This window comes from bacterium, assembly GCA_030647005.1.
Classification (GTDB): Bacteria; Patescibacteriota; Patescibacteriia; order JACPHY01; family JACPHY01; genus JAUSKG01.
This window is the reverse complement of sequence record JAUSKG010000030.1, coordinates 1-25,923: the sequence shown is the minus strand read 5'-3', so window position 1 is coordinate 25,923 and position 25,923 is coordinate 1. Positions and strand designations below refer to the sequence as shown.

The 25,923-nt window shown below is 54.7% G+C and carries 26 protein-coding genes and 4 tRNA genes; 6 read left to right on the top strand and 24 right to left on the bottom strand.

From position 1 onward, the window contains the following. Window positions 1-3: 3 nt before the first annotated feature. From Q7S96_04130 to Q7S96_04070, 13 genes are all read right to left on the bottom strand, one after another. Window positions 4-1,104 carry a hypothetical protein gene (locus Q7S96_04130; GenBank protein MDO8463426.1) on the bottom strand — a complete coding sequence of 367 codons (1,101 nt, stop codon included), beginning with the start codon at window positions 1,102-1,104 and terminating at the stop codon, window positions 4-6. A gap of 4 nt (window positions 1,105-1,108) precedes the next feature. Then, window positions 1,109-2,218: a CAP domain-containing protein gene (locus Q7S96_04125; GenBank protein ID MDO8463425.1), complete on the bottom strand. Its 1,110-nt coding sequence runs from the start codon at window positions 2,216-2,218 to the stop codon at window positions 1,109-1,111. A 94-nt stretch (window positions 2,219-2,312) separates the two neighbouring features. Then, a complete protein-coding gene (locus Q7S96_04120) occupies window positions 2,313-3,674 on the bottom strand; it encodes a DEAD/DEAH box helicase (GenBank protein MDO8463424.1) in 1,362 nt (453 codons plus the stop codon). Between the two features lie 23 nt (window positions 3,675-3,697). Continuing rightward, window positions 3,698-4,900: a peptidoglycan DD-metalloendopeptidase family protein gene (locus Q7S96_04115; protein MDO8463423.1), complete on the bottom strand. Its 1,203-nt coding sequence runs from the start codon at window positions 4,898-4,900 to the stop codon at window positions 3,698-3,700. 52 nt (window positions 4,901-4,952) lie between these two features. After that, window positions 4,953-6,752: a translational GTPase TypA gene (typA, locus tag Q7S96_04110; GenBank protein MDO8463422.1), complete on the bottom strand. Its 1,800-nt coding sequence runs from the start codon at window positions 6,750-6,752 to the stop codon at window positions 4,953-4,955. Window positions 6,753-6,986: 234 nt separating this feature from the next. Then, window positions 6,987-7,490, bottom strand: coding sequence for a hypothetical protein (locus Q7S96_04105; GenBank protein ID MDO8463421.1), 504 nt, complete (start codon window positions 7,488-7,490; stop codon window positions 6,987-6,989). 157 nt (window positions 7,491-7,647) lie between these two features. Further along, window positions 7,648-8,529, bottom strand: coding sequence for a hypothetical protein (locus tag Q7S96_04100; GenBank protein MDO8463420.1), 882 nt, complete (start codon window positions 8,527-8,529; stop codon window positions 7,648-7,650). Between the two features lie 18 nt (window positions 8,530-8,547). After that, window positions 8,548-9,477: a tetratricopeptide repeat protein gene (locus Q7S96_04095; protein ID MDO8463419.1), complete on the bottom strand. Its 930-nt coding sequence runs from the start codon at window positions 9,475-9,477 to the stop codon at window positions 8,548-8,550. Window positions 9,478-9,699: 222 nt separating this feature from the next. Continuing rightward, window positions 9,700-9,981 (bottom strand): hypothetical protein, encoded by a 282-nt coding sequence (locus Q7S96_04090; GenBank protein MDO8463418.1) that lies wholly within the window; start codon window positions 9,979-9,981, stop codon window positions 9,700-9,702. 522 nt (window positions 9,982-10,503) lie between these two features. Beyond that, a complete protein-coding gene (locus tag Q7S96_04085; GenBank protein MDO8463417.1) occupies window positions 10,504-10,908 on the bottom strand; it encodes a hypothetical protein in 405 nt (134 codons plus the stop codon). 184 nt (window positions 10,909-11,092) lie between these two features. Beyond that, complete coding sequence (locus tag Q7S96_04080) at window positions 11,093-11,464, bottom strand: hypothetical protein (protein ID MDO8463416.1); 372 nt, start codon at window positions 11,462-11,464, stop codon at window positions 11,093-11,095. Window positions 11,465-12,554: 1,090 nt separating this feature from the next. Then, window positions 12,555-13,235 carry a thermonuclease family protein gene (locus Q7S96_04075; GenBank protein MDO8463415.1) on the bottom strand — a complete coding sequence of 227 codons (681 nt, stop codon included), beginning with the start codon at window positions 13,233-13,235 and terminating at the stop codon, window positions 12,555-12,557. 276 nt (window positions 13,236-13,511) lie between these two features. Then, on the bottom strand, window positions 13,512-14,504 hold the full coding sequence (locus Q7S96_04070) for a hypothetical protein (protein ID MDO8463414.1): 993 nt from the start codon (window positions 14,502-14,504) through the stop codon (window positions 13,512-13,514). Between the two features lie 280 nt (window positions 14,505-14,784). On the opposite strand from Q7S96_04070, the gene Q7S96_04065 reads away from it, so the two are divergent. The 6 genes from Q7S96_04065 to Q7S96_04040 all read left to right on the top strand — a co-directional run bounded on the left by Q7S96_04065 (window position 14,785) and on the right by Q7S96_04040 (window position 19,621). After that, complete coding sequence (locus tag Q7S96_04065; GenBank protein ID MDO8463413.1) at window positions 14,785-15,717, top strand: hypothetical protein; 933 nt, start codon at window positions 14,785-14,787, stop codon at window positions 15,715-15,717. A 160-nt stretch (window positions 15,718-15,877) separates the two neighbouring features. After that, on the top strand, window positions 15,878-16,123 hold the full coding sequence (locus Q7S96_04060; protein MDO8463412.1) for a DUF5659 domain-containing protein: 246 nt from the start codon (window positions 15,878-15,880) through the stop codon (window positions 16,121-16,123). Next, window positions 16,120-16,275, top strand: coding sequence for a hypothetical protein (locus tag Q7S96_04055; GenBank protein ID MDO8463411.1), 156 nt, complete (start codon window positions 16,120-16,122; stop codon window positions 16,273-16,275). Before Q7S96_04060 ends, Q7S96_04055 begins: the two co-directional genes overlap by 4 nt. Before the next feature lie 42 nt (window positions 16,276-16,317). Beyond that, window positions 16,318-16,707 carry a hypothetical protein gene (locus Q7S96_04050; GenBank protein MDO8463410.1) on the top strand — a complete coding sequence of 130 codons (390 nt, stop codon included), beginning with the start codon at window positions 16,318-16,320 and terminating at the stop codon, window positions 16,705-16,707. 35 nt (window positions 16,708-16,742) lie between these two features. Next, a complete protein-coding gene (locus tag Q7S96_04045; protein MDO8463409.1) occupies window positions 16,743-18,923 on the top strand; it encodes a toprim domain-containing protein in 2,181 nt (726 codons plus the stop codon). Window positions 18,924-19,012: 89 nt separating this feature from the next. Then, a complete protein-coding gene (locus Q7S96_04040) occupies window positions 19,013-19,621 on the top strand; it encodes a hypothetical protein (protein MDO8463408.1) in 609 nt (202 codons plus the stop codon). Window positions 19,622-19,892: 271 nt separating this feature from the next. Here the strand turns inward: Q7S96_04040 and Q7S96_04035 are convergent, their stop codons facing one another. The 11 genes from Q7S96_04035 to Q7S96_03985 form a co-directional block, all read right to left on the bottom strand. After that, the gene (locus Q7S96_04035; protein MDO8463407.1) at window positions 19,893-20,249 is read right to left on the bottom strand and encodes a hypothetical protein; all 357 of its coding nucleotides are present in this window, start codon (window positions 20,247-20,249) and stop codon (window positions 19,893-19,895) included. Between the two features lie 1,059 nt (window positions 20,250-21,308). After that, window positions 21,309-21,382: transfer RNA gene (locus Q7S96_04030), tRNA-Trp, on the bottom strand. A gap of 51 nt (window positions 21,383-21,433) precedes the next feature. Beyond that, window positions 21,434-22,063 (bottom strand): MFS transporter, encoded by a 630-nt coding sequence (locus Q7S96_04025; protein ID MDO8463406.1) that lies wholly within the window; start codon window positions 22,061-22,063, stop codon window positions 21,434-21,436. A 36-nt stretch (window positions 22,064-22,099) separates the two neighbouring features. Further along, window positions 22,100-22,258 (bottom strand): 50S ribosomal protein L33, encoded by a 159-nt coding sequence (gene rpmG, locus Q7S96_04020; protein MDO8463405.1) that lies wholly within the window; start codon window positions 22,256-22,258, stop codon window positions 22,100-22,102. Between the two features lie 29 nt (window positions 22,259-22,287). After that, window positions 22,288-22,362: transfer RNA gene (locus Q7S96_04015), tRNA-Thr, on the bottom strand. 183 nt (window positions 22,363-22,545) lie between these two features. After that, a complete protein-coding gene (locus tag Q7S96_04010) occupies window positions 22,546-22,827 on the bottom strand; it encodes an HU family DNA-binding protein (GenBank protein MDO8463404.1) in 282 nt (93 codons plus the stop codon). A gap of 163 nt (window positions 22,828-22,990) precedes the next feature. Beyond that, a tRNA-Tyr gene (locus tag Q7S96_04005) sits at window positions 22,991-23,075 on the bottom strand. A 3-nt stretch (window positions 23,076-23,078) separates the two neighbouring features. Further along, window positions 23,079-23,151, bottom strand: a tRNA-Thr gene (locus Q7S96_04000). Then, entirely contained in the window at window positions 23,152-23,919 is a 768-nt protein-coding gene (locus Q7S96_03995) for a hypothetical protein (protein ID MDO8463403.1), read from the bottom strand. Then, a complete protein-coding gene (gene tpiA / locus Q7S96_03990) occupies window positions 23,916-24,656 on the bottom strand; it encodes a triose-phosphate isomerase (GenBank protein MDO8463402.1) in 741 nt (246 codons plus the stop codon). Before tpiA ends, Q7S96_03995 begins: the two co-directional genes overlap by 4 nt. Before the next feature lie 160 nt (window positions 24,657-24,816). Beyond that, window positions 24,817-25,923 (bottom strand): hypothetical protein (locus Q7S96_03985; GenBank protein ID MDO8463401.1); only part of this gene is annotated, 1,107 nt, incomplete at its 5' end.

The following is a 25,923-nucleotide window of genomic DNA, read 5'->3' as shown; positions in this document are numbered from 1 at the left end:
ATGCTATGATGACTCCTCTTCGCGACGGCGTCTACGCGCGAGGAGTGCGAGCACGAGGAGGCCGAGGAACACGGTCGCTCCCAGGATAGGCATGAGCAGCGTATCGGTCCAACCGTCACGCGCAATGTAGCGTGTGGTCACCTCTGGCTGCACGATACGCTGTCCGAGCACCGTTCCATCACCGCCGCCCGATGTCACTTCCGCCACAGGAGGATCCTCCACGGGGAGCGCGCTCGCCACCGCATCGAATCGGTCCTCATCGAGCGGGAAAGCGCCCTCACTGGTCACCGCATCATTGTCGAGTGTTCCATCGTCATCCGCGTCCGGCTTGACCGTCTGCGCGGGATCAACGGGGAACGCATCCTCGCGATCGCGGACGCCGTCGCCGTCGGTATCGGGGTTCCGCGGGTCCGTGCCGATGATGCCCTCCTCGAAGTCATAGAGTCCGTCGTTGTCGTCATCCGAGTCCTCTCCATCCGGTATCCCGTCGCCATCCGTATCCGGCGGCGTAAAAATGGTGGGATCATTGGGTGCAGGATCCGTCCCATCGAGATCACCGTCGTCATCGGCATCAGGGTCGAGCGGCTCATTGTCCACACCGTCATCAACACCGTCGTCGTCGGTATCGTCATCGTTCGGATCTGTCCCCTGCTCCGTCTCCTCCTCATCGGTCACCCCGTCGCCATCCGCGTCCACCGAGACATGGATGACCGCAGTAGTTTCCGAGAGCACGCCACCGGCGATCGGTGCGCGGGTGCCCGATGCGCTCACGGTCTCTGCTCGTGTGATCTGCGCTTGGAACTGGTGATCGCCCCGCACCGCGATCCACACCGTCGAGAGGATACTCGAGGTCCCGTTCGGGTCCAGCCCGAACGTGAGCGGCGATCCGATCGCTGCGCCGGTATCCACCTGACGGAACTGCGCCGTGCCCTCGAGGCGCTCGTCGCCGCTGTTCACGACGATGGCGTAGAGCGTCACGGCATCGCCTTCGGTGGGAGCGGTCTTCGAGAGCCAAATGTTGCTGCGTACGAATCCCACTTCGGCACCAACGGCAAACGGCACAAGTGCAAGGAAGAAGACAATGGCGGTGGCAATGCGGCGCATACAACTAGAGGATGAAGAGGAGTGCGAGGACGAATGCGAACGTGGCCATGCGCCCCAGCATCTTCGGGTGACGCTTCCGTGTCTCGGTCACCATGCCAACGATGAGGAGGCACACGGAAACGGTGAGCGCGGCACCGAAGAGCGTGCGTGCGATGAGGAAGAACGACGGTGCACTCTCGAGGAGCGCGACCTTTCTCTGCGTGAACCGTTCGCGGAGCGACATGCGCGGGACGTAGACACGCTTCCAGTCAACGGTCTCCGTGTACTCGAATCCCCCTGCCACGCGCGCGGTGACGGTCGGAAGAAGCTGCACCGTGAACAGCGCGTCGGGCTCCTGCGGGAGCACCGCGCTCCCGACGAACGTCGTGGACCCGCGTTTCGTGAGCGGAATGGTCGCCGAGTACACCTGCGCCGTGAGCGTCTCCACATCCAGTGCGGACTCCACCACGATGGAGATCGCTGTTCCCCCGTCCGTAGCACTCCAGTCCACCGACGACCGATCCTGCTCGACGAACCGCACGGATGCTGCCGCCTGGACATCGGTGGCGCGGCTCCCCACGTGCTGTGCAATGTAGACGACGGGCTGCCCACCGAACGTCCCGCGCGTTGCACCGATGCCAATGTCGGCGTAATCCGCCGCGAGGATGTTCGCACGATGCGACGGACTCGCCATCCATGCCTCTACGATCGCCTCCGCATCGGTGAACCCCATCGCAAGGTTCTCTCCAGCGGCAGCGTAGTGATAACCCGACCGCTGGAGAAAATCTTCAAACTCCTGGCCATTCGGTCCCACATGGCTGAAGTAGCCCGACGTCCCGAGATCAATCGCACGCGCGACCGCCGATCGCTCGAGCTGGATGTCCGGATAGAGCGCGAGCTGTCCGTGACTCACGCGCTGTGCATTCGTGTGGTTGATGAGCGCATCCTCGAGTGCGACCAACGACTGCTCGGACATGAAGAGCGACGCGGGGGTAGCAAGGATCGCCGTGACGACGACGAGCTTCATGACCACGAACGCCGCAGTGTAGCGCCGCATGCGCCGCTGCCGGCACCAGTGCGGATGGTAGTCATTCCCCGCGTGTGGAATGAACGTATCAATGATGAGCTGCTTCATACAGGACTCCGAAGCACTTATGCACAGTATAGCGCATCCAACGACCCATCGTCCGTCATGAACCCACGCATGGTGATGCGTGGGTTCGATGATTTCAGCGGCGCCGTCGTGGCCCCCGCCCCCCATATTGCCCGCCAGCGGGGCGTGAGCGACTCTGCGGTGGACGACTTTGTGGTGAGCGACTCTGTGGTGGACGACTTTGTGGTGAGCGACTCTGCGGTGGACGACTCTGAGGGTGACCCTGTGGTGGACGACGTTGGTGTTGTGCTCGTCCGCCACCGAACGGACGCTCCGGGCGCTCCCGCTCCTCCCGCCCGGATTCCGCAGCCAATCCCTGCGGGAGCTTCCGACGCGGGAGCTGCCGCTTGATGATGCGCTCAATGGCCCGCACGTCCTTCGCCTGCTCCGGCGTGGCGAAAGAGATAGCGCGGCCGGCCTTCCCCGCACGTGCCGTTCGTCCAATGCGGTGAACGTAGTCCTCGGCCTGCATGGGGAGATCGAAGTTGATAACCATCGCGACGTCCTCGACATCAATACCGCGTGCGGCGATGTCTGTCGCCACGAGCACGCGGAACTTCCCGCTCTTGAACCCCTGCATTGCAAGCTTGCGCTGCGCGAGCGTTCGGTTCCCATGGATCTCAATGGCGGATTGATCCATGCGTTGAATCTTGCGCGCGAGTGCCTTCGCACCGTACTTCGTCCGCGTGAAGACAATCGCCGTTCCCGGGACCTCACCAAAAATCTGCGCGAGGAGCGCGAGCTTCTGCGTGCGCGGCACAATGAAAAGTTCCTGCTCGACGCGATCCGCCGTCGTCCCTTGCGGCGCAATCTCCACGCGCACGGGCAACCCCATGTGCTCCTGCGCGAGCTTCACGATATTCTGTGGCATCGTCGCGGAGAAGAGCATCGTCTGGCGCTGTCGCGGCACCGCGAGCATGATCTTCTTGATCTGCGGCGCAAATCCCATGTCGAACATGCGATCCGCCTCATCGAGTACGAGCACGGAGACATCACCGAGCTTCACCTTTCCCCGCTCGAGGAAATCCACGAGCCGCCCGGGGGTGGCGACGAGGATGTGCGGCTTCTTCGCGAGCTGCGAGAACTGCTTGCCCTCGCTCTCTCCGCCGATGATCACCGCCGTGCGCAGCCCAAAGTTCCGCCCGAGGGCCTGGAGCTCCTCGTTCACCTGAATGGCGAGCTCGCGCGTGGGAAGGAGGATGAGTCCCTTACCCTTGCCGCGGCTGAGCTGCTGGATCATGGGAATGCCAAATGCGATGGTCTTGCCGGTGCCGGTCTGCGCGATACCGATAACATCCTTCCCCTCGCACGCGATGGGAATCGCCTGCTGCTGGATGGGTGTGGGTGTCTTAAACCCACGCGCAGTGAGTGAGGCGATGAGTTTCGGCACGATGCCGAGCCCTTCAAAACCGCTGTTCGATGGTCTGTTTTTGATCATAGATGTGTGAGCATGACGCGATGCTACGGGAGCAAGGCGTGGAGCTCGTCGCGTCGCGCGTTAAAGAGTGCGCGACGGTCTGCCGCCACCGGTTCTACCGGCGGGAGCTCGAGCGTGAGTGGGTTGATGAGCGTTCCTGATTTTTCAATTTCGTAGTGGAGGTGCGGGCCGGTGGAGAATCCCGTGGAGCCGACGAAGCCGATCGTCTGACCCTGCGTCACCTTCGCCCCGTTCCGAATGCCGCGTGCGTAGCCCGAGAGGTGCGCGTAGTGTGTCTCGTACGTGCTGCTATGCCGAACGGAGATGAAGTTCCCGTACCCGCCGTTCCACCCGGCGGCGTTCACCGTGCCATTCCCCACACTGCGCACCGGCGTACCGGAGGGTGCAGCGTAGTCAATCGCGCGGTGTGGCGTCGTTGTGCCGAGCGTTGGATGGAACCGTGCGTACGTGAACCCGGATGTCACGCGGCCGTAGGAGAGCGGCGCGCGGAGCAACTGCCGCGCGAGTGAGTCACCCGCTGCGTCAAAGTACTGTACACCGCCGTCGCCGTTGTCGAAGAGGTACGCGGTGTACGACTTCCCCGCGTTCACGAACTCCGCGGCGAGGACATCCCCGATGCCGGCGGGCTCGCTGTTCCGCGTGCGCGTCTCGTAGAGCACTCGAAACGTGTCGCCCTGCTGGACCTGCGTGGCAAAGTCCACGGTCCACTCGAACGCTGTGGCGAGCGCGAGGACTGCGACATCGGACATGCCGGCCGCGAGACCGTCCTCGTAGAGCGAGACGTTGATGGTCCCCTGCGCAGTAATGAGTTCCACGGCGTACGGGATGGGCATGCGTGTCGCAGTGAAGCCGCCTTCGCTGCTCCGCTCGACGACGACCATGTCCTCGGTGTCGACGTCGTACGCGAGCCGTTGCAAACTCCCGTCACGAAGCTCGTACCGGATCACGCGGCCGAGGCGCACGGTCGTGAAGTCAAAGACGCCTTCCGCGGCCTCAACGATCGCGAGCGTCTCCGCGTAGGGTACGCCGATGCGCTCCATGACGACCGCGAACGTATCGCCATCGCCGATGGTCTCACGCACCCACCCGAGCGTCTCATCCACAACGGGCGGCGGACTTGGGGCGACATCCACCTGCGGTACGGACGCATCACCGCGGAGCGCAAGGAACGCGCCAGCGCTGCTGAGGAAGACGACCACGCTGATCACGACGGAACGGTGCATCATAGGATGCACCCAGTGTAGCACGATCACCCCTGCGCCTGTGCACTCCTGCGCGTCAGCCCTTCGGTGTGTTCCGCTTACGCGCGTTCTCGGTGAGGTGCTGCTTGCGGATGCGCACCGATTTTGGTGTCACCTCAACGTACTCGTCGTCGTCAATGTACTCGAGCGCGCGCTCGAGGTTCATGTCCATCGGTGGCGTGAGGAGAATCGCGTCATCCGTTCCGCTCGCGCGCATGTTCGTGAGGTTCTTATCCTTGATCGGATTCACCGTCATCGTCTCCTTCATGCTCATGCCGATGACCTGCCCCTCGTAGACGTCCTCGCCTGGACCAATGAACAACGAGCCACGCTCCTGGATTCGGTCAAGCGCGTACGCCCTCGTTGTTCCCGTGAAGCCGGAGATGATGGAGCCGGTTGTTCGCCGCCCGATCGGCCCGCGGTGCGCTCCGTACTCCGCGAAGATGTGCGAGAGTGTCCCCTTCCCCTTCGTCTGCGTGAGGAACTCCATGCGGTAGCCAAGGAGGCCGCGCGTGGGAATGCGGAACGTGAGACGCGTTGATCCGTTCTCGCTCACGAGGTCGAGCATGTCGCCCTTTCGCTTGCTGAGCGACTCAATAACAACGCCCGCGAGCGCGTCCGGCACATCCACGATGACCTGCTCGAACGGTTCGTGCGTTGCGCCGTCCACCTCGCGAAGAATGACCTGCGGACGGCTCACCTGGAGCTCGTACCCCTCGCGGCGCATGATCTCCACGAGTATGGAGAGGTGCATCTCGCCGCGACCGCGCACCGTGAAGAAATCCGCGGACTCCGGGAAATCAATCTGGAGCCCGACGTTCGTCTCGAGCTCGCGTTCGAGGCGCTCACGAATCTGGCGCGACGTCACCTTCGAGCCCTCGCGGCCTGAAAATGGCGAGTTATTCACGAGGAAGTTCATCGTGAGCGTCGGCTCGTCCACGGTGATTGCCGGCAGCGGTTCTGCGTTGGCGTTCGCTGCAATCGTCTCGCCCACGTTAATCGTGGGGATGCCCGCGATCATAACAATGTCACCGGCGACGGCCTCCGCAACGTCAACTTTCCGCAACCCCTCGGTCGTGAAGATCTTGCTGATCTTATGCTGCTTGCGCAATCCATCAGCACTGATAACCGTCACCGACATCCCCACGCGCGCGACGCCCTCGTAGATGCGACCAGAGCCCATGCGTCCGACGAAATCATCGTACGTGAGGTTCGCCGGCTGCATGCGCAACGGCACGTCGGTGTTCGAGAGCGCGGGCGCAACCTTCGTGAGGATGAGATCGAAGAGCGGTTGGAGGTTCTCGCTCGCATCCTGAGGATCGCGCTTCGCGATGCCTGCCTTCGCGATCGTGTAGATGTACGGGAAGTCGAGCTGCTCGCTCGTGGCACCGAGCTCCACGAAGAGATCAAACACCATGTCGAGCACCTCGTCCGGCCGCGCGCTCGGCTTGTCAATCTTGTTGATGACCACGATGGGCCGGAGGCCGAGCGCGAGGGACTTCCGCAGGACGAACTTCGTCTGCGGCATCGGGCCCTCGTATGCATCAACGAGCAGGAGCACGGAGTCCACCATGCGGAGCACGCGCTCCACCTCGGAGCCGAAGTCCGCGTGCCCGGGCGTGTCTACGATGTTCACCTTCGTATCGCCGAGGTGGATGGACGTGTTCTTCGCGTAAATGGTAATGCCGCGCTCCTTCTCGAGCGCGTTGGAATCCATGACCCGCTCCGGCGCCGCTTCGCGCTCCGAGAACGTACCCGACTGCTGGAGCATCGCGTCCACCAGGGTGGTCTTCCCGTGGTCAACGTGTGCGATGATGGCGATGTTTCGAAAATCCATACGAACGAAAAAGCACCCTCACGGGGCACCCATGCCTGAGCTGCTACTGTACACCGGTTCTTTTGTGGTGTCAAGGATGTGTATTGGTCCAATACGGGGCTTTGACATGGCAGGGGCTCGTGGAACAAGTCAGAAACTCTCTTGCTGGGCTCACTATTGATCCTGGGATACTACAGAGGGCCGGAAATGGTTAGAAAATCTAGCATGGTGCCCCTGCTTCTGAACCGCCGTCCCCTACCCTCCTTCCTGCGGTGCTGCCACTCTCACTTTTCGTGGCACTGGGTGGTTTTTCCCATGATGTGCTATTACCATGCGACACAATTTTAAAAAATCTGATAGGGTCATATCGCCCTTCGCGTCATTGGTGCGCCATGAACAGATCCTAAAATTTGGGGAAGCCAACCGATCATCAACATGATCAACCGTCGGCAAGAGGGCGAATCGGGCTCTGTATTTTCTCCGACCCTTCGCTGACTCTATATTGGAGTATTCGCTCAGCGACTTCCAATCAAGGCGCTCACCAGTGTAGGCGTCTTTGCCGTTCGATTCTTTCACGGCCTCATGAATCGCGACTCTGTATATCACGCCAGAGATTACTCGGTTTCCGTACTTTCTGTCGCGCCGTAAATGTGCCGCCGCTTTACGCCGCAACCATCTCTCATATTTTTCTTGCGAGATCACTCCCTCAAGAAAAGACGGGATGCCGTATTTCCTTTTTTTAATTTTTGTGTTTGGCATAGATGGTGTCAGGTTTGATGTTCTTGATGAATACGCGACGGCGCAACGATTGACCAACGTATACAGGGCAAAATCGGATTGACATGATTTTCTTGGTGGTACATCTCACATTGAGTACTCGAATGAGGCGGCGCAATGTTTTGATCAGTGAAAATAATTACAAACCGTTGTTATGGAGACAACGTTTGTATTCTACATCTCCTGCCGGTTCGTACCATGTTTTTTCTGGTTGAGATGGTTGGGGTCTAATGCTATTGCATTTAGCTTCGCCAAATCTTCGATTGATGTCGTCGTTAAAGGGGCTTTTGAACCCTCGCGCTAGTCGTTCTAAGCATGCCTCCCTCTCTTTATCTGCCTGCGCCTGAGTAATCTCGTGAACAGCATCGTTATGCATTTCCTTCCAAGAACATTCTTTCTTGATAGATGCGGGCCGAATTTGCATCCACCATATTTCGAATACAACGAAAGAAATTGCTGCTGAAATCAGAATGAATCGAGATGCCGGGCCCCGCACCCCTCGACAAAACCTTTGCCTAAGTTGACGTATTGTATTTGATCTCTGCTTTTTTAGATTCTGCTTGCCTTCTGTGCTTGCCTTCTGTTCTTGAGGATTCATGTTTTGTGCGATAGGGGGAACATGCTCATCCGGTAACTTCATTTGTGGTTTTCGTTTTGGTATATACCTCATGCCGGCTATTAAAAATCCCGCGCCGGTGAACAACGATAGCGGCGACGCCAGGGAGAGCGCAAAGGGCAGTGCGAGAAATATTCCCCCAGTAATGAGTAGCAATTTTTGATATGTTGCCCTTTCAAGACCTCGTAGTGCGGAAATAATGAGGAGTATTCCAACGACGAGAGCTAGCGCGACCGCAATAAATCCGAACGTAATACTCCTTGTAGATATTTCTTGTTCCAAAAATTCGTTCATCCATGTTGGAGCATTGATCGCAAAGGAAAGTCCCAAAAGATATTTAACGATGCGCCAAGCGACACTTAATGTCCATCTATCTAGTTCGTTGTTAGATTGTTTGCGCTTCATATTGGCCATCCACTTGAATCATCTCAATTCCTTAAAGCAAGACGGGGCTTCTGCAAAATTACTTGGGTTTAATTTGTAGTCGGCCGCATTTGCAAATTTTTGAAGATAGTAGCATCCATTGGTTTCATCTCCATCGCTTAAATAAGCGAGGCCAAGCCAAAAACCGGCGTCAGGATGTTGAGTCAAATTGGATGTTGAAAGTAAGGAGATTGCCTGATTGTAGTCGTTGTTGTAAAAATATGCGATTGCCAAGGTTTGTTTTGATGCTTGAGATTTTTCTGTGTCGAACTCGTAAGCGCGTTTTGCATATGAAAGAGCTTCTAGATAATCCACATATTGCGGATGTGTATCCTCAATATCTAAGTAGAACAACGCTAGCCCGCCATTGATTTGAACGTCATTCTGATTCTTTTCATAAGCATTGTTGTAGCTTACGAGTGCCGTATTTGGCCTGTCCTCCAGTAGGGCTATTTCGCCGGAGATGAGGTGGTAGTCAAAAGAGCCTTCACTTGTTAGCGAAAGTGCTTCTGTGTAAGTATCGTGGGCGTCATCATAAAGTCCCTCCGACTCGTATACATAAGCGAGGTTCTTTAGAGAGTTTACTTTGTCTGTGTTTGTAACTGCTAAATCAGAGGCGCTTCTTAGCTGATTTATGGCACTTTGTGCGTCTCCAGAATCAAATGATTCCCATCCTACATTATTAAAATGAACAACAAAGGAGTTCATTACAAATGTTGCTACTGCTACTATCCCCGAAACTAATACCCAAACTAATACAGCAACAACCAAAACGATGACGGCGGTTTTAGCAATTTTTCCGTTTACCCAAGATTCTTGACCCTTCGTATTTTCAGTAGGTTGCTTTTGCGAAGCAGGAACTCCTGTCCGCACATTGTGCAGAACTTTTGATCCGATTTTAAGTTTTTGTCCGCAATTTTTACAAAACATAAGTTGTACAACCCTCACGCGTTCTCACCACCATGAAGCACGGACGCGAGCGGCTGGATCGAACCGAAACCGTGTCAGGTTCGCTTATTTCGCGGCGGGGCGCTTGTGGCTGCTGTTGTGTGGTGCTGTTTGGCAGGGGCTCGTGGAACAAGTCAGAAACTCATTGGCTGAATTGGTTGTTGATTTCAGGATACTACAGAGGGCCGGAAATGGTTAGACAATCTAGCGCGGTGCCTCTGCTTCTGAACCGCCGTCCCCAACATCTTTGGTGGAAGATTCCTCATTCAAAGAATCTATCAACTCTTCAAGCGCCGCCCTCCGCGTCGCCGGCGTATGACCAATAATCCCCATCACCTTTCGCCAAACCACCTTAAGAACGGCGAATGCGACAAGTGCTGCTAGTAGAGTGAGGAAAAGCTGCATATTAGGAGGGACATTAGTTTGTGGGTTAGCATTAGCACGACGTTCCGCCTGGGCCGCAATTTTCAATGCGTGCGTCCCCATATGGATCCGGTGGTTCACCAACTGATCCATCATCCAAGTACAAAATTGCAGCCTGAATAGCCATCCCAATTGCGAGGACAAAGAGAAGGCTGTACAGTAATCCTTTGATGTTTGCGGTATTCATAATGCCTCACGATATAACACAAATAAAATGAGGGATTCGATTAGGGCTTGCTCTCAGAGGAGGGTGCGGCATTTTCTAGGGTTTTGATCTTCCTGTGATAAATTAACGCCAATATCAACCAGAGGATTGAGAAGCTAAAAATGGTACCAAAAAAAGTTGTTATTACTGCCGCTGTTGAAGCACCAAGAATTGGAGTAAGAATACTCAAAAAACCGATGCTGACAAATCCCAATTCCTCTGATTGACTTGACTGAGTACCAATTTCGATTACTCCAGCGATACCGGCGATCAGAAATGCTGTACGTAGGACTTCATTCCTCCTCATATATTAGTGGGGGCGACTACAATTCCAATGATTCTTACGATGAGCAGGCGCGTTTTGAGGAAGGGGTTGATAATCATACTTTCTTCGTTTTCAACCCAGTGATCATGAATCCTGCGCCTGCCAGAAGAAACATTGGGGTGCCTCCAGACAACAGCATATACAGGCCTCCGGTGATCAGGCGCGTCTTCCTTTTCACTTTATCCTCCAATGGTCGAATGGCTGCGATTACTAGCAATAAACCGATCAAGAATAGTAAATAGACTGGCAGTAGTGTGACAGCCACAAGTACTCCGGGAAACAATGCCTCTGAATAGGATGCGGGAGGAAAGGCACCCCTAGTACCAAGAGAGAGGAGCATGCCAATACCAAATTTTACGGTTTGACTTGTCCTCATGGTCTGAGCGACACTTTGACTTGGTTTATTCGTCTCGCCCCCCCTATCAGCAGTTGATGGAGTGAGTGATGGGTTGGTAATCATACGGGCTCTCTTAGCCTACTCGTCACGAAAACCGCCGCTGCGAGAAAGAGGATGGCCGGTAGAATCCTAAACGCGGCCACGAAAGCAACGAGGGCTACCATTCCTATGACTTTTGTGATCGTCACCATGATCACGGCGCGGTTCGCGTAACGTGTTTTTGTCGCTGATTCTGACATATCAGTGCTTAGTGCTCCCAAGCGCAGTCATCACACTGGATCTCCCACTCATCGTCGTAAGTTGATCCTGATCCCGAACCATACTCATCGAGTTCCGCGTCATCTAGTTCAAGGTAGCCGCCGTTCGGAAAGTAGATTGTTTCAACCTCCCCATCGGAAATATCAGCGTCGAGATCGTAGCAGTTACCACTGCTTTGACTGCACGCTTCAACAGTTGTCGAGCCAGAGTATGGCTCGGGTTCTTCGACCGTGTACTCATACTCGTGCTCGTCTACGCTGCCCCCATCATAATAGGCATCGTATTCGTATCTGGAGCTCCCGCATCCTGTGCCAACAAGCAGCATGGCACTGACAATGATGATCGTCGCAGGTGATCGCATGTGGGTGTCAGGCATTTACTGGACCAGCACTTGCGCGTACTGCTTCATCATCCATCCGTGCATCTGGCCATGGCGATTGCTGTACCACACGGCTAGTGGCAGAATGGGTAGATTCATGAAGATGCTAGTAACTTACAACCTTCGCATATTGGCGCATCATCCAACCACGATGTACTTTCCCGTCACGATTACTAAACCATGACACTTCGTACCACTTAGGGTATTCAGCAACAATGTCGTACAACCAACCTGGTTTCGCTCGCTCAAGTACCTCAGCATCGAGATTCGATGCTGCTCGAATATTCTGTATGGGGACTTGCGGCGTTACATACCGCCTAGTCCTCGGAACGGCGTATGTCGTTGGTTGCTGCGCAACAGGCGAAGTATTCGAAGAGGGATTGAATGGAAAGTAGACGGCAGTCCTAGTGATAATGCTGTCGTTGTCGAGCGTCCTCACGAGTATCCACCAATTTTGTGATCGAAGATAAGCAGGAATAGAGTAAGACGCGATACCAGCTGATGTCTCTATCCAACGGAATTCGGATAGGTCCTTATACTTAGGATCGCTTGAGGACAGCGCGACATTAAATTTTATTACTACTCCATCCGCATCTGATGCTCCGATAAAGTTGACGAGTAACGATCCATCCTCCTGCTCATTTGTGGTAATGCCCGTGGGGTTAGATGGTGGGATGTACTGGCGTGGCGTTGCCACAGGGGACACAGAAACGCGTGCAGGCACCGCAGGAGCCAGAGAAGGGATGGATGGTTTCAGCACGGGTGTCAGTATCGGTGATGAGCTATACGTTCTACTGTTTTGTAGATTTGTAGCTGGATTTCCTTTTGCCGTTTCACCAGTGTAAGGGTTGGTATTCCCTGGATAGCTCCAGTTGTTATACGGATTTCCGTCCGGGTTGCTCCTATAGTGCGGCTGCACATACGTTCCGTCTTTACGGTAGTACCCACGCACACGAACGCTGGCATCAGCATCTATAGCAAACGCGAACGAAGATGCAGCCAATATCATGGTCATCAACCCCATTAAGATTCGTTTTTGTATGCTCATATCACGATTTCTGCTGCGTTGGCGTCACTTGGCCCATTTCTTCCAAGTACTTGGTCGCGCAATGTAGGCGATGCCTCCAAGTACGACAATAAACAGTGCGAGTCCTGGCCATCCTTCATCGGTTGTTTGCTCCTGTTCGTCGGTCGAATTGTTCCCATCTTTTGGGTTCGATATATCTTTACCAGCTTCTACAGGATTGTCAAGTGATGGTGTTAGCTTGTCATCTGTTGTCTTCGAGTTTGCATGAGCAGCGACACGCGGATCCTCTTCACATTCTCCAGGCGCCCAAAGCCCTAGTGCTTGTGTGCGAGCTTCTTTTTCAGCAGCGATGTGTTGCTCCATTTTGACCTTTTCAAATGGATATTTCGTGTATGCATAGGCGTACCCGTCTCGAATCATACGCCTCGCGACATCCCGCTCTGTAACGTCTGCTGTTGGTGTGATTTCGAGGTGTCGTAGCAATCGCTGGTACGTGTCTCGATTGCCGCTGATGTCGTCGCGCACCAAGGTCGTCACATTGCTCGATCCCTTGAGCATGTCCCTAAGGTGCTCGGTTGCCTCATGGGCGAAGCACTCCACGGTCTTTCTCGGGTCTTTCGATTCTGGCGTATCCATGCCGATAATTCGTACTTTTTCGATCGTGCCGTCCGATAGACGAACGCGGACGGTGTCCCCATCAATCACTTCGGTGACGATCGCGAGCATCCGGTGCTCCTCCGCTGCAGTTAGAGTCTTCGGGATTAGCGTAGGAGGCGGCGTATAGGATGGTGGCGCAATATACCCGCCATGACAGTGCCGTGCATTCCATGCCACTCCCCAACTATCACAATTTGTCCTGCAGTAATGACAACCATCAGAAGCGGTACGACCGGGATGCCCGAATACTGGACGCACAGTACCAAAAAAGGCCGAAATCAGCACCAATACGATTATGATGCTACTGGCGTAATGACGAAGTTTTTGTATGCTTCTGCGCATAGGCTAATACCGCAAATCGTCAATACTCCCCTCAAGATCATCTAATCTGTCGAGAATATCTTGATTATTTTGGTCTTCAGTTGAAACGATTTCGATGCTCATGTATTCGGTGGTGCTGTTACCCGCAAGATCTTTCGCAACAATTTTGAACTTATTGGAACCGAATCTGAGATACAGCGGTACGCGTTGATTAATCCTTCCTCGCTCATCCAAATGAATCCTTTTCCCATCTAGGGTTAATGCTGATAACTCTCCTCGTACTTCTCCTTCTATAAGAACAGCAGTCGCTGCGGGTGGATAAAGATGAACGCTGCCACTGTCAAGATAGACGATTTCTTTTGTGCTTGCCTGCGGCATTCTATCCGCAAATGACAGTGCTAGTCTTGATGTCGAGATTTCTGGTGCCGTAGCATCAACTACAATTTCTGAACTTTTTAAAACTCCCGTATCATTTCCGTATACATCCTGCAATTTCCAAGTGAACTTGTTTGTTCCCTCCTTGAGCGGGAGCTGTGCAACGAAATTTCCATCTGAATCTACTTCTATCGCCCGGTCATTAACCACGACGAATGAATCTAACGAAGCCCGACCCTTAACGCTGAATTCTTGTGCTGTAGTAAAGGAAGGAATTTCGGACAACAATGTCAAAGATTCTTCAGGTGGGTCAACATCCACCAACACTTTTTCCGCCGAAGAGGGTTCGCTAATCGTGCCTCCATACTGCTGCTTTGCATGTAACTCGATCTGCCCACTTTCCAAAAATAAAAGCTCGGTGCTAAAGTTGCCACTCTTATCGTTAGCCAAGCTTTCAACCAACTCATCGTCTACGTACAACAAAGTTGTCGCCCCCTTGAAGCCAACACCCTCAATTCGCAAAGGACTTCCAGTCGCATCTGGTAACTTGATGAATTCTGGAGGTGCCAAATACTTTGGCGCAAAGCATCCAAATCCTAAAAGCACCAATGCTACCACTGCCAAAATGAGGCGTTTGAGCATAGCGTAGTGTCAAGCCCTGAAGGCAAACAAAAAGGGACACCCTAAGTGGTGTCCAAGCCCAACCGAACACGGTTAGTGCCCGATTGTTTTAACCAGGGTGCCCCCTTTTAGGCGCTAACCCTGGCCAACCAGCCGTGAGGCGGGTCAGCTACTCATTTTCGGTTGAGCTTGGACAATTTATATCGTAGCACATTCAACAACGCGAGAACTACCATGTGCGAATGAATTGCATTTCGACTAAAATCCGGCTATGTTGAGCATAGAATGATAATCGATGAATATGCATGAAGCTCTCGAAAAAATCGCAATAGTCGTAAACGCAATACAAGTACAAATTGGCCTTTGCTCAAGTAAAGAAAAGGCCAATTTACAGACAGTGGCAAGAAAGTATCAAAATGTATCGAACAGAGAAAATTGGGATCATTACGGAGATGTACTCATAGACTTCGAAGCAGGCCTTGGAGTCGCCCTAGAAACTGAAACACTCCTAGCTAAGGGTCTCACTCGCATCGAAATCAATTCCATTCTCTGGCGATTGAAGGATGAGGGAGTGATAATTGAATTTTCTTCCTACGACAACAACACACCCGTAGATGTAGATTTGGCGTACCTCATCAGAACTGTTGGCCCAGTCATATACCTTATTCCTGACATTGAAAAGCTAGACCGCTACTCCAACAGCGTCAAGAGGGGGGACAATAAAGAGGCGGCACAGCAACCGACTCAAACACGGCATCAAACTGCAGCACCCACAATCCAAATCTTCAACTCCAACGAAGCGAGCGTGACAACAAGAATCAAGCCGACCGAAACAAGAATACCGATGGGGGCAAAGGGTCGGAGTGCGCGCAATCCATCCGATCGGGCGTTTTTCATATATGGAGGCCGTAGTAGCGACCCCGAGAGCGATAAGAGTGTCCTAACTCTTCCTAATATGTCCCAACCGATTAGATTTGAGCCGGGCATTCGTAGTGACCTCATCAACTTTTTCTACAAAGACGCTCAAAGGAACTGGTTTGGATACAGTACCATCAGCCAACAACTACACTCAAAACGAACCAACAAAAAATACACTGAGGAGATTCGTAAGGCAATTAAAGGAATCAATCAGCGGGTCGCTAAAACATCCGGGGGGAAGTACTCGGAGATCATCGAGGACCAACCCCTCGGAGGAAACGTGAGGAGCGAGAAACAATACCGCTGGAAATTCTAGCGCACTACATCGGGTACATCTCGGGTGTGGATTAGGTAAAAGAATGGGCTACACAAAGCCCATTCTTTCGTTTTGTGTACCCGACCTCATCCCCCTTACGGCCCCGATGGACAAAATGGGAGATTGAACGAAGTTAGTGTTGATTTCTGAAGGGATGAATATGAATAGAGAATTTGCCAGCTCTGACCTGGGACTGAGCGGGGCACTCAAATCACTACAAGGAACGCAGTTGTTACGCGTGGAGCCAATTGATGCTCGACGCGTGGCTTTCGTTTTCGCTGACGACGGAACGATCAACGAGAAGGTGGAGGCGTACTGGAACGGGAAGCTCCAGGTTGATGCGCTCGCGTACTTCAATGCCCTGAAGCTGCTGAAGGCGCAGGTGTTTTCGGTGCGTCGCGTATGAGGATCCCCGAGACCACCATCAATGAATTCCACGAGATTTGGTGGCGGGAATTTGGGGAGGATCTCGACGTTGAGGCAGCCCACGATTACGCCGAGCGCGTTTTGTCGCTGATGCTCGCGGTTTATCGTCCAATGAACAGGGATCCGCCCTGATTCTGGGCTTGGAATTATTTTATTCACTCACCCCACAATCGCATGTCTTACTTGGTTCGCAGCACATCATCAAACATTCTGGAGGCGGGAATCCACGTCGTGCGTCTCAAGAGCTACGAAGAGGTCCAGCACTACTCCGATGAGGAGAGGGTGCAGCTCATGTTCGAGTTCGAGTCCTTCGGGGAGAAAAGCATTCGTCTTTGGACATCCCCCACCCTTCACCCCAAGGGCAAGCTGTTGCCCATGTGCGAGGCGGTCCTCAATCGAAAGCTCACATCGCACGAAATGATCGAGGGGCTGGATCTCGAGGAGATGATCGGAAGGAAGCTCAAAATCGTCGTGAGGAATGCCATGTCACAAAGTGGGAAAGAGCATGTCAAAGTCACGGAGTTTTTGCCTCTCGGAAATAGCGAGAGCGAGGAGTCGGCATGACCCCTCGCTCTCTCCCCTCGAGGAGCTAGAACAGTATGGATGTACAACAATATCTTAGCACGAGAAACATCAAATTCAAAGAATGCACCGGTAATGAATTAGTGATGCGGTGTCCCTTCAATGACTGCGACGTGAAGGTGCGTCACGCGGGACACTTCTACATCAATACCGCAAAGCAGGTCTACAGCTGCCAGAAGTGCAAAACGAGCGGCCACATCTCACAGCTCATCCAGCACCTCGGAGATGACCCGTACAAGCTTGGCCTGATAGAGCACACGCAGGGCCGCGCCGCGACGGTGCAGCACGAGCAAAAGAACGCAGCTTCCTCACAAATCTCAAAGGATCAAATCGTTACATGGCACAACAATCTCCCCGATCATATCCGTCAATACCTCAAGGACGATCGGGGTCTCAGTGACCTTGTCATTGGGGATGCAAAACTCGGATGGGATGGCAGCCACATCACCATCCCGATTGCCGACGAAAGTGGAGCATGGCTCTACGCTCGAAGACGTGCGGCTCCGGGCAGCAACGACGAGCCGCGCTACAAAACACCCAAGGGGGCGCAGGCGGCCCTCTACGGAGTTCACCTGCTCAAAGGAGCGATATCTGTGGTGATCTGCGAGGGGGAACTGGATGCACTCGTTCTTCTCTCAAATGGCATCCTGGCTGTCTCCGGCACCGCAGGGGCGGGCACCTTCAAGCAAGAATGGGCGCAGCTGCTCTCGAATGTCCCGGAAGTGCACATTGTCTACGATCATGACGCACAGGGACGCGCTGGGGCGCTCATGGTTGGCAAGCTCATACCCCATGCAAAAATTTGCGAGCTTCCGGGGGACGTTGGAGAAAAGGGGGACGTAACGGACTTCTTTGCGCGCCTGAAGCGGACACCTGATGACTTTGGAGAAATACTGACAGCCGGAAAAACATTAGCGCAACTTGAGGAGTCGGAGTTGCGCTATGCAGATGTTCCGCCACCACAGAGAACCATGACCATCGAAGCATGGCGAGAGGCGCTATCATCGCGGTTCCCTGAGTTCCTTACGGTATCCGAAATCTGCATGTCCGTGCTTGCACAGCTGCTCATCAAGGACATCCGGAATCCGTTTGGGCTTGTATTGATTGACGTACCGTCGGCAGGGAAAACAATTACGCTCAACTTCTTCGCGGACCTTCAGGGAATCTCCTACGCCAGCGATAGCTTTACGCCATCATCGCTTGTCTCCCACGCATCCAATGTCAAACGTGAACAGCTGGAAGAAATTGATCTGCTACCACGAATCCGATTCAAGATGTTCGTCGTGCGTGATCTGGCACCGATCTTTGCTGAACGCCAAGAAACACTGGTGAAGAATCTTGGTGTGATGACACGGGTGTTCGACGGCGAGGGGCTTGAGACGGACAGCGGCATCCACGGGAAGCGCGGGTATCGAGGAAACTTCGTATTCATGTTCCTTGCAGGGAGCACACCCATTCAGCCGCGCGTGTTCAAAACGATGGGGAATCTGGGCAGCCGTCTGTTCTTCGTGAACATGCATTCGCCTGACAAGTCCGAAGATGCGCTTGCAGAACAACTCGCAAAACCAAGTTACAAACTCAAGGAACAGGAGTGTCGCGATGCGACGTGCGACTTTGCGTTGAATCTCTGGAAACACCATTCTGGGGGTGTGGCATGGGACAATGAAGGAGATCCAGTGCATCTCCGAAGAATCATCGCCCGATGTGCACGGCTCCTCGCACGCCTGCGCGGCACGATCAGTGTCTGGAGCAACGACGAGAGCGACGAGCAGCACTACACGAATGTCGTCATCGAAAAACCGGATCGCATTAGCACCTGCTTGTATAATCTCGTGCGTGGTCACGCGCTCATCTCGGGAAGAACGCAGATTGCCGAAGCGGATCTCTGGGTAGCCATTGATGTGGCCCTACAATCCGCACAACTCAACCGTGTTCGTCTTCTGGGCGCAATCCTTGAACACGGAGGCACCGTGAGTACGGAAATCGTAATGGACGCAATAAACTGCAGCAATCCTACCGCACTCAAAGAAATCGAGACGCTGCACGTCCTTGGCATTGTGAACACTGAAGACCAAAAGACCAACAACGACGCAGGCCGACCCATGAGGATCGTGACCATCAAAAAAGAGTTCGAATGGTTCTGCTCAGACGAATATGGTGAGCTGAGAGCACGCGGACACAGGGCCAGTTTTGCTTAGAAATATATTTTCTAAGCAATTCCGGCCCTGTGTGTATCCAGACAAAACGCAAAATCCTTTCTTCTGTGAAGTCCTATTGATTTCGATCTATGTGGGGCAAGGATACATGCGAGGGCACGCAATCAATATCACTCTCTTGGCTCAAACAAAAAGGGATGCTTCCCACTGAACCAAAATGGGGGCATCACCAAATCACGTGGACACGAGGAGGCAGTGAAAGCAGCGTAGGCATTGAAATCGATACTTATCCAGATGCCCCATACATACGCTTTTACTACACCACGACGAGCAGACAGGATGGAAAGAAAACAGACTACGATTACAAAGTGTGGCTCACTACAACACCGTGCCACTTTGGAGGGAAACGATACTGGTTCATCTGCCCACTCATCAAAGAGGGTGTTGCCTGCAGGAAGCGCGTGGCCGTTCTCTACTACGGAGGCAGGTACTATGGCTGTCGAAAATGTTACAACCTGTGCTACGAGAGCCAAAAAGAAACGCACACGGGACGATTCGGCTATCTCAATGCCGCATGGCGCTGCACCAAGCTCTGTGAGAAGAATGAGGAAATGAGGGTTCGGTATTGGAAAGGCCAACCAACAAAACGGTACGGGACACTGCAGCGCAGAAAGGCAAAAACGGGCTTTGAGAGGGGGATAGACGCGTACATGGCAATTTCGAATGCTATTGGGAATTAGGGTATACTTGGGTTACTACCCAACGTTCGAGGATGAAGCGTAAGAAGTCGCCACTAGAGTGGGCGGTTCCTGCCAACGTGCTTCATCGCTGTTGGGTAGTCAGGTGCCGCCCACTTTGGTTTTTATGACTCACACAAAGCACTACGTCATTTACGCGCGGAAGTCGACCGAATCTGAGGATCGACAGGTGCTTTCAATTGATTCCCAGATCAACGAGTTACAACAGATCGCCAAGCGTCAAGGATTGCGTATCTCTGAAATACTACAGGAGTCAAAGACGGCCAAGAAGCCGGGGCGCCCTATTTTCACGCGACTCCTGGAGCGCGTGGAAAATGGGGAGATCCATGGCATCCTCTGCTGGAAACTCGATCGACTCGCGCGCAATCCGGTTGATGGCGGCCGTGTCATCTGGGCGCGTGAGCAACAGAAGCTCGAGATCATTACCCCAGGACAGGTTTATCTCCCCGGAGATGAAAGCATGTTCCTCATGTACGTCGAGTTTGGGATGGCACACAAATACGTCTCCGACCTGGGCAAGAACGTGCGAAGAGGCATCCGGGCGAAGCTGGAAATCGGATGGAAGCCAGGGCTTGCCCCTCTTGGTTATCTGAATAAACTGGATGACCACACCATCGTCCCTGACCCTGAACGCTTCTCCGCAGTGAAAAAAATGTGGGATCTCATGCTCACGGGCGCCTATTCCCCAGAAGACATTCGGAGGATTGCAAATGACGAGTGGAATTTTCGCACGCCGACGCGAAAGCGTCTCGGTGGGGTTCCGATATCTAAGAGCGTGATCTACAAGCTCTTTAGCAACACTTTCTACCGCGGCATCATCGCCCACCAGGAAGAGGATGGGGAGACAAAAGAATACCAAGGAGCTCACACGCCGATGGTCACCGAAGATGAGTTCCTACAAGTCCAGAAAATAATGGGAAGACCGATTCGGCGTCCGAAGTTCAAGGAGTTTGCCTACTCGGGGCTTATCCGTTGTGGTGAGTGTGGGTATTCGGTTGTCGCAGAAGACAAGTACAAGAATGAAAAGCAGTACATCTACTACCATTGTTCAAAGCGGGGAAAGACGCCATGCTCGCAAAAAACGATCCGCAGTGAAGTACTGGAGGGACAGGTCAATGAGCTACTTGAGGAGATCGAAATTCCCGAGGCGTTCCAGAAGTGGGCGGTCAAGCACATTAGGTCTCTAAACCGAGAGACATCTGCAGATCGCAGGGCGGCAAGAAAGGGCATCCAGGACGCCTACAATGCCTCCCAGACGCGCCTAGAGCGGCTACTCGACCTTCGGATCGCCAATGAGCTAAACGAGGAGGAATACGCACTCAGAAAAGAAAAGACGCGAGTTGAACAAGACGGGCTCAAAGCGCGGCTCCGGGACACCGAAGGTGATGACGAAAGATGGATTGAACAACTTGAACAAATTTTCAAGTTTTCAACCTACGCGCGTCACTGGTTCGCGGAGGGTGATCTTGCAACCAAGAGGCGGGTGCTTTCAGCACTTGGTTCGAACTTCTCGCTCTTGGACCGAAAACTCGCCATAGATGCGCACTCTGTATGGGTGACGCTCAAACAGCACTCCCCCACCGTTACAGTCGACATGAAACGGTTAGAACTCGATGAAAGTGGCTGCATCAACGAAAGAACAACCGCTTTCGCGGCCGTTCTTCCACAATGGCAGGGGTGGAGGGAATCGAACCCCCGACAAAGGTTTTGGAGACCTCTGTGATACCACTTCACCACACCCCCAAAGACGCACGCGCATCAACGATCAGACACCAGCAGGTTGGCATGATTTTTTTATGCACAATGCACATTGTGCACGATATGCTTGCGGCGGACGGTGGCGCAACCTGTAGCGAGATCGGTGTGATGCTGCGAGAGGAACAGCGTCGTCATGAGGGATATCGCTTCGAGGATGCCCCAGGTAATGAATACAACATCGAACCCAAATCGCTGCGCGCTCCATCCGCCGAACGATGCCGCAGCAGCTCCGCCAAACGTGACGAGCGTGTTGAACCACGACCATTCGCGGCCTTCCTGCTGGTGATCAGCAAATCGCGTGAAGAGTACCATCCACCCGGGGTACACGAGCGCCGCACCAATTCCTGCGAGCACTTGGAGCATGTAGAGCTCGCGGATGTGGTCAATGAAGAGGTAGAGGAACGGCACCGCGACGAGCAGGACGCGACCAACAAGCATCACGCCGTACTCGCGCATGCATCCCGAGTCCCCGTCCGTATACCGGCCAACGGGAATCTGGAGGAGTGCCTTCACGACCATGTAGATCGTCGCCGCGAATCCTGCGGCAGCTACGGAGCCACCCACGAGATCCTCCACGATAAATACCGCGACGATCGGCACGGTCAGTGCCATTGCGCTGTTCGCGAAGAACGCAGATGTCGTGAGGATGGTGAGGATGGAGTTCATGGGAGGATCCCATCGTGCATCTTCCGACCGACGAGGTCACTTCGTCTCCTTGTGCAGCACATGTGTGCCGCAGGCCTTGCAGTGCTTCTTGAGTTCCAGCCGAACCTTCGAGAGGCGCTTCTTGTTGCGCGTCGTGTTGTAGTTCAGCCGGTGACACTCGGTGCACTCCAGCTTGGCGCGGTAATCTTGTGACATAGGCGTGACGAGAACCGTGATAATTTTTTTGGAGCCGCCCCCGGGATTTGAACCCGGAACCTACGGTTTACAAAACCGTTGCTCTGCCGTTGAGCTAGGGCGGCACGTTGCCGACCGCGAGCAATCGGCAGCGCATTGAACGAACAGCGCCACCACCTTTCGCTCACCCGCAGAGCTCCATCGGTACATGCCAACCGTAGCACACGATCGGGAATCCATCAACTACCCCCCCTATCGCAAAGCGGCCCGATGGACATCGGACCGCTTTACTCGTGTGCCCGTGGCGACTAGAGAATGCTGTCCTTTGCGGCCTTCGCAACGCGGAACTTCACGACGGTCTTCGCCGGAATCTGGATCTGCTCACCCGTTGCCGGATTGCGACCCACGCGTGCATTGCGGTGTGCCTTCACGAGCTTCCCGACGCCCGGGAACGTGAACTCGCCGTTCGATCGAACCTCGCTGATCGCGAGCGTGTACATCGCTTCCCAAAACGACTGGGCGTCCTTCTTGCTCACACCCGCCTTTTCCGCGAGTGCGGCGAAGATCTGCGACTTCGTCAGCTTTGCCATAGTACTTGTGTGGCTCAACTACGCCAAAATAAGTGAAAATGAAGGAATAATATCGACGTTTGTACTTCCAGCGTAGCAAAACACCAGGGAAACGCTACTTTTCTTTTCCACAAGGGAAAATGGTAAAGAAAACCAAAAGCACCCGACGGAAGTCGGATGCTTTTGGTGGGCGGGGTGGGACTCGAACCCACGGAGTCGTAAGACCCCTGGTTTACAGCCAGGTGCGATTGCCGCTACGCGACCCGCCCGACAGCCCAGAACGGGAGTTGAACCCGTGACCTCATCCTTACCATGGATGCGCTCTACCAACTGAGCTATCTGGGCCTAGAGTTCGGAAATGGACTGCTCGAGCTGCTCGATCTTCTGGTTGTCCGGATTGACGGCTCGCAGCTTCCCGAGGAGTTGCACCGCACGAATGCGGTTATGATTCACAATAGCAAGTCCGGTGGCAAAATCAAGGAGGCGCGGGTTCTTGGGTTCGATGCGCAGTGCGGCCTCCATCGCCTTGAGTGCCGCCTCGTGCTTTCCGCGCGCTTGGAGCACCTCTGCGAACGCGCAGTGCGCCTCGACGTCGTTCGGGTAGAGCTTGCTCAGGAACCGCAGGGTCTCCTCCGCGAGCTCGTCCTCCTTACGGAGCCGATAGATCGCTGCAAGTCCACGGTACGCGCCATAGTACTTCGCGTCAACCTTGAGGCATGCGAGGTACGATTCCTCCGCGCGGTCGAGTTCACCGGCATCAATTGCCTCCTGCGCGGCGACGATACGCGTCTCGCAGCTCATCGCCTCCGTTCCCGCCTCAGGAATCACCGCATGATCGTTCGCGAGGAGCCGCAGCTTCCGGTACCCGCGCTCGAGGTTCGCGTGCGCACCCATGAGCTGCTTCTGCACCTTGCGTCCGGCGGCATCACTGAGCGTCTTCGCGCGCCGCGACAGCCGATCAATGAGGATACGATTCATCGCCGCATGATCCCGCGTCACCTCGGGCTTCTTCCGACCGCGCAGCCGCTTCAATCGCGGCCACGCGCGCACGACATGCACGACGATCGTGACGATACCGATACCGACGAGCACCAAACCGATCATGGTCATCATAGGGGTTCTGTCATTGCTACCGCAACGCCGATGAGCGCACAGAGATCATCGGCGGACTGACTCGCCGTGCCCACGAGAACACCGGTGATCCCGTCCGCGCGGAGGAAATCCGCGACGTTCGTCGCATCAACGCTCCCACCGTAGAGGATACGCGCACGGATGCCAAACTTCGCGACGAGCGCGGTGATGGTGTCGGCGGCCTCCGATGCGTCATCCGGTGCGGCGTGTACGCCGGTGCCGATCGCCCACACCGGCTCGTACGCGATGATGACCTCATCGAGCGCAGCGCTCGCAAGTGCTGCGGTGCACTGCCGCTCGAGTACCGCATTGCGCAAACCGGCCTCGCGCTCCGCCGCGGTCTCGCCCACACAGAGGACGGGGCGGAGTCCGGCACGGGCGGCAGCACAAAGCTTCTTCCCCGCCACCTCGTCGGACTCACCGAGCACATGGCGACGCTCCGAGTGACCGATGAGCACGTACGTGCAGCCCTCCCGCACGAGGTCATCGGGGCTCACCTCACCCGTGAGCGCGGCGTGCTCTGCGAACGCGCAGTCCTGTGCCCCCAGCGCGATATCCGCTCCGTCAATAACACGCGCAACCTCGGGGAGGGCGGTGAACGATGGACAGAGCACCACGGAGACCCCAGATGCACGACACTGCCGTACCGCATCCGCAATGCGCGCACTCTGCGCATCGGTCAGCTGCATCTTCCAGTTGGCGATGAGGAGTGGCTGCATAAGGTAAGGGTCAGCATCCATCATACACCTCTGTCATTGCGAGCCGAATCCGAGAGGCGTGGCAATCCCGGTCATAGAGCGTACAGGGCTTTCACCGTTGTGCTGGTATGACCGGGATTGCCGCGTCGGGGACTCCTCGCAATGACGCCGTTATGAGGGCTCAACGCGCTACGCGCAGCCGCGAAAACTTAATCGCATCCTCGGGGCGATTATGATTCACGAGTAGTCCATCGGGACCCCAGCCCGCATACACGGACGGCCACTTGGACGCGGTACTCGGGTCTATGACCCCAAAGATCCAGGACCAGGTACCTCCATCTCCTGATTGGAGGAAGTCATCCAGGGGCTCCCCCGTCTTCTCACGGTACTGCGCAAACAAGATGAGGTATGCAGAAAGAGGTGGAAGGGGGTAGTGATGGGTGACGGCATCAATCAGAGACTTGTTTCCGATGGTTTCCGTGGTGTTGGGGATGATTCTGCTTGTGGGTGGATGTTGCTCCCACTTCATGAAATGGAGAGTGGGGGGAGGGGTTTCGTTGATCTCTTGATCAATGATCCCTTGACGTTTGAGCGTGGGGTACAGCGCGGTGAGGTATTGGAGGACGTGTTCTTTTTTGAAGGAAATGGGGATGTAGTTGGGGTCTTCTGGGGGGAGCTCATTCCGCGTGAGGTCATGGAGGTTGAGGTCACGGAGTTTGTTGAAGAAGTCGTTGAGGATGGGATCCCTTGAGTCCCGAAATTTGATGCGCTGCCTCCGAATGATCCGATCGAACAGCACGCGGGTGAGAGTACGGGGGAGACCTCCGAGGGAGGGATTGCATGTTTCTTTGTCCGTGAGAGTTTCTCTTCGGGGTGGGGCAACAATGACCGGGAAGTCGGTCTCTCCGCGCTCGATGGAGGCGACGATGTCTGCGATGCGTTCTTTGGAGAGGTGGAGGATGTTCCGGTCAATGGTGAAGTCGGGGTCGTTGTACTGTGTTTGGAAGAATTCCTCTTGGTATTGAATGAGGAACTCGAGGGGATCAGGAGAGGATTCAATACCGGGGAAGGATGCTTTGAGCTCTTCGCTCTTGTTCGTGGTGAGGGATTCTGTGAGGAAGGGGTTGAGGGTGTTTTTCCAGGATTCGTACGGGAGGTGTCCTTCGGGAACATCGTATGTTCCCTCGGGGATGGTTCCCGTGCGGTATGCCTCGGAGAGGGCGTGGGAGAGGGTGGTGAGGTGGGTGATGCTCGGGAGGTCGCGGGGGGTGGTGGTGGTGCGGAGGGA

Coding starts and splice junctions, on each gene's coding strand:
- tpiA (MDO8463402.1), bottom strand. CDS start 24,656: ATGCAGCCACTCCTCATCGCCAACTGGAAGATGCAGCTGACCGATGCG.
- Q7S96_04060 (MDO8463412.1), top strand. CDS start 15,878: ATGAATAGAGAATTTGCCAGCTCTGACCTGGGACTGAGCGGGGCACTC.
- Q7S96_04055 (MDO8463411.1), top strand. CDS start 16,120: ATGAGGATCCCCGAGACCACCATCAATGAATTCCACGAGATTTGGTGG.
- Q7S96_04010 (MDO8463404.1), bottom strand. CDS start 22,827: ATGGCAAAGCTGACGAAGTCGCAGATCTTCGCCGCACTCGCGGAAAAG.
- Q7S96_04025 (MDO8463406.1), bottom strand. CDS start 22,063: ATGAACTCCATCCTCACCATCCTCACGACATCTGCGTTCTTCGCGAAC.
- Q7S96_04125 (MDO8463425.1), bottom strand. CDS start 2,218: ATGAAGCAGCTCATCATTGATACGTTCATTCCACACGCGGGGAATGAC.
- Q7S96_03995 (MDO8463403.1), bottom strand. CDS start 23,919: ATGATGACCATGATCGGTTTGGTGCTCGTCGGTATCGGTATCGTCACG.
- Q7S96_04045 (MDO8463409.1), top strand. CDS start 16,743: ATGGATGTACAACAATATCTTAGCACGAGAAACATCAAATTCAAAGAA.
- Q7S96_04040 (MDO8463408.1), top strand. CDS start 19,013: ATGTGGGGCAAGGATACATGCGAGGGCACGCAATCAATATCACTCTCT.
- Q7S96_04120 (MDO8463424.1), bottom strand. CDS start 3,674: ATGATCAAAAACAGACCATCGAACAGCGGTTTTGAAGGGCTCGGCATC.
- Q7S96_04105 (MDO8463421.1), bottom strand. CDS start 7,490: ATGCCAAACACAAAAATTAAAAAAAGGAAATACGGCATCCCGTCTTTT.
- Q7S96_04115 (MDO8463423.1), bottom strand. CDS start 4,900: ATGATGCACCGTTCCGTCGTGATCAGCGTGGTCGTCTTCCTCAGCAGC.
- Q7S96_04130 (MDO8463426.1), bottom strand. CDS start 1,104: ATGCGCCGCATTGCCACCGCCATTGTCTTCTTCCTTGCACTTGTGCCG.
- Q7S96_04070 (MDO8463414.1), bottom strand. CDS start 14,504: ATGCTCAAACGCCTCATTTTGGCAGTGGTAGCATTGGTGCTTTTAGGA.
- Q7S96_04050 (MDO8463410.1), top strand. CDS start 16,318: ATGTCTTACTTGGTTCGCAGCACATCATCAAACATTCTGGAGGCGGGA.
- typA (MDO8463422.1), bottom strand. CDS start 6,752: ATGGATTTTCGAAACATCGCCATCATCGCACACGTTGACCACGGGAAG.
- Q7S96_04100 (MDO8463420.1), bottom strand. CDS start 8,529: ATGAAGCGCAAACAATCTAACAACGAACTAGATAGATGGACATTAAGT.
- Q7S96_04095 (MDO8463419.1), bottom strand. CDS start 9,477: ATGTTTTGTAAAAATTGCGGACAAAAACTTAAAATCGGATCAAAAGTT.
- Q7S96_04065 (MDO8463413.1), top strand. CDS start 14,785: ATGCATGAAGCTCTCGAAAAAATCGCAATAGTCGTAAACGCAATACAA.
- Q7S96_04090 (MDO8463418.1), bottom strand. CDS start 9,981: ATGGGGACGCACGCATTGAAAATTGCGGCCCAGGCGGAACGTCGTGCT.
- Q7S96_04075 (MDO8463415.1), bottom strand. CDS start 13,235: ATGCTCGCGATCGTCACCGAAGTGATTGATGGGGACACCGTCCGCGTT.
- Q7S96_04085 (MDO8463417.1), bottom strand. CDS start 10,908: ATGATTACCAACCCATCACTCACTCCATCAACTGCTGATAGGGGGGGC.
- Q7S96_04080 (MDO8463416.1), bottom strand. CDS start 11,464: ATGCGATCACCTGCGACGATCATCATTGTCAGTGCCATGCTGCTTGTT.
- rpmG (MDO8463405.1), bottom strand. CDS start 22,258: ATGTCACAAGATTACCGCGCCAAGCTGGAGTGCACCGAGTGTCACCGG.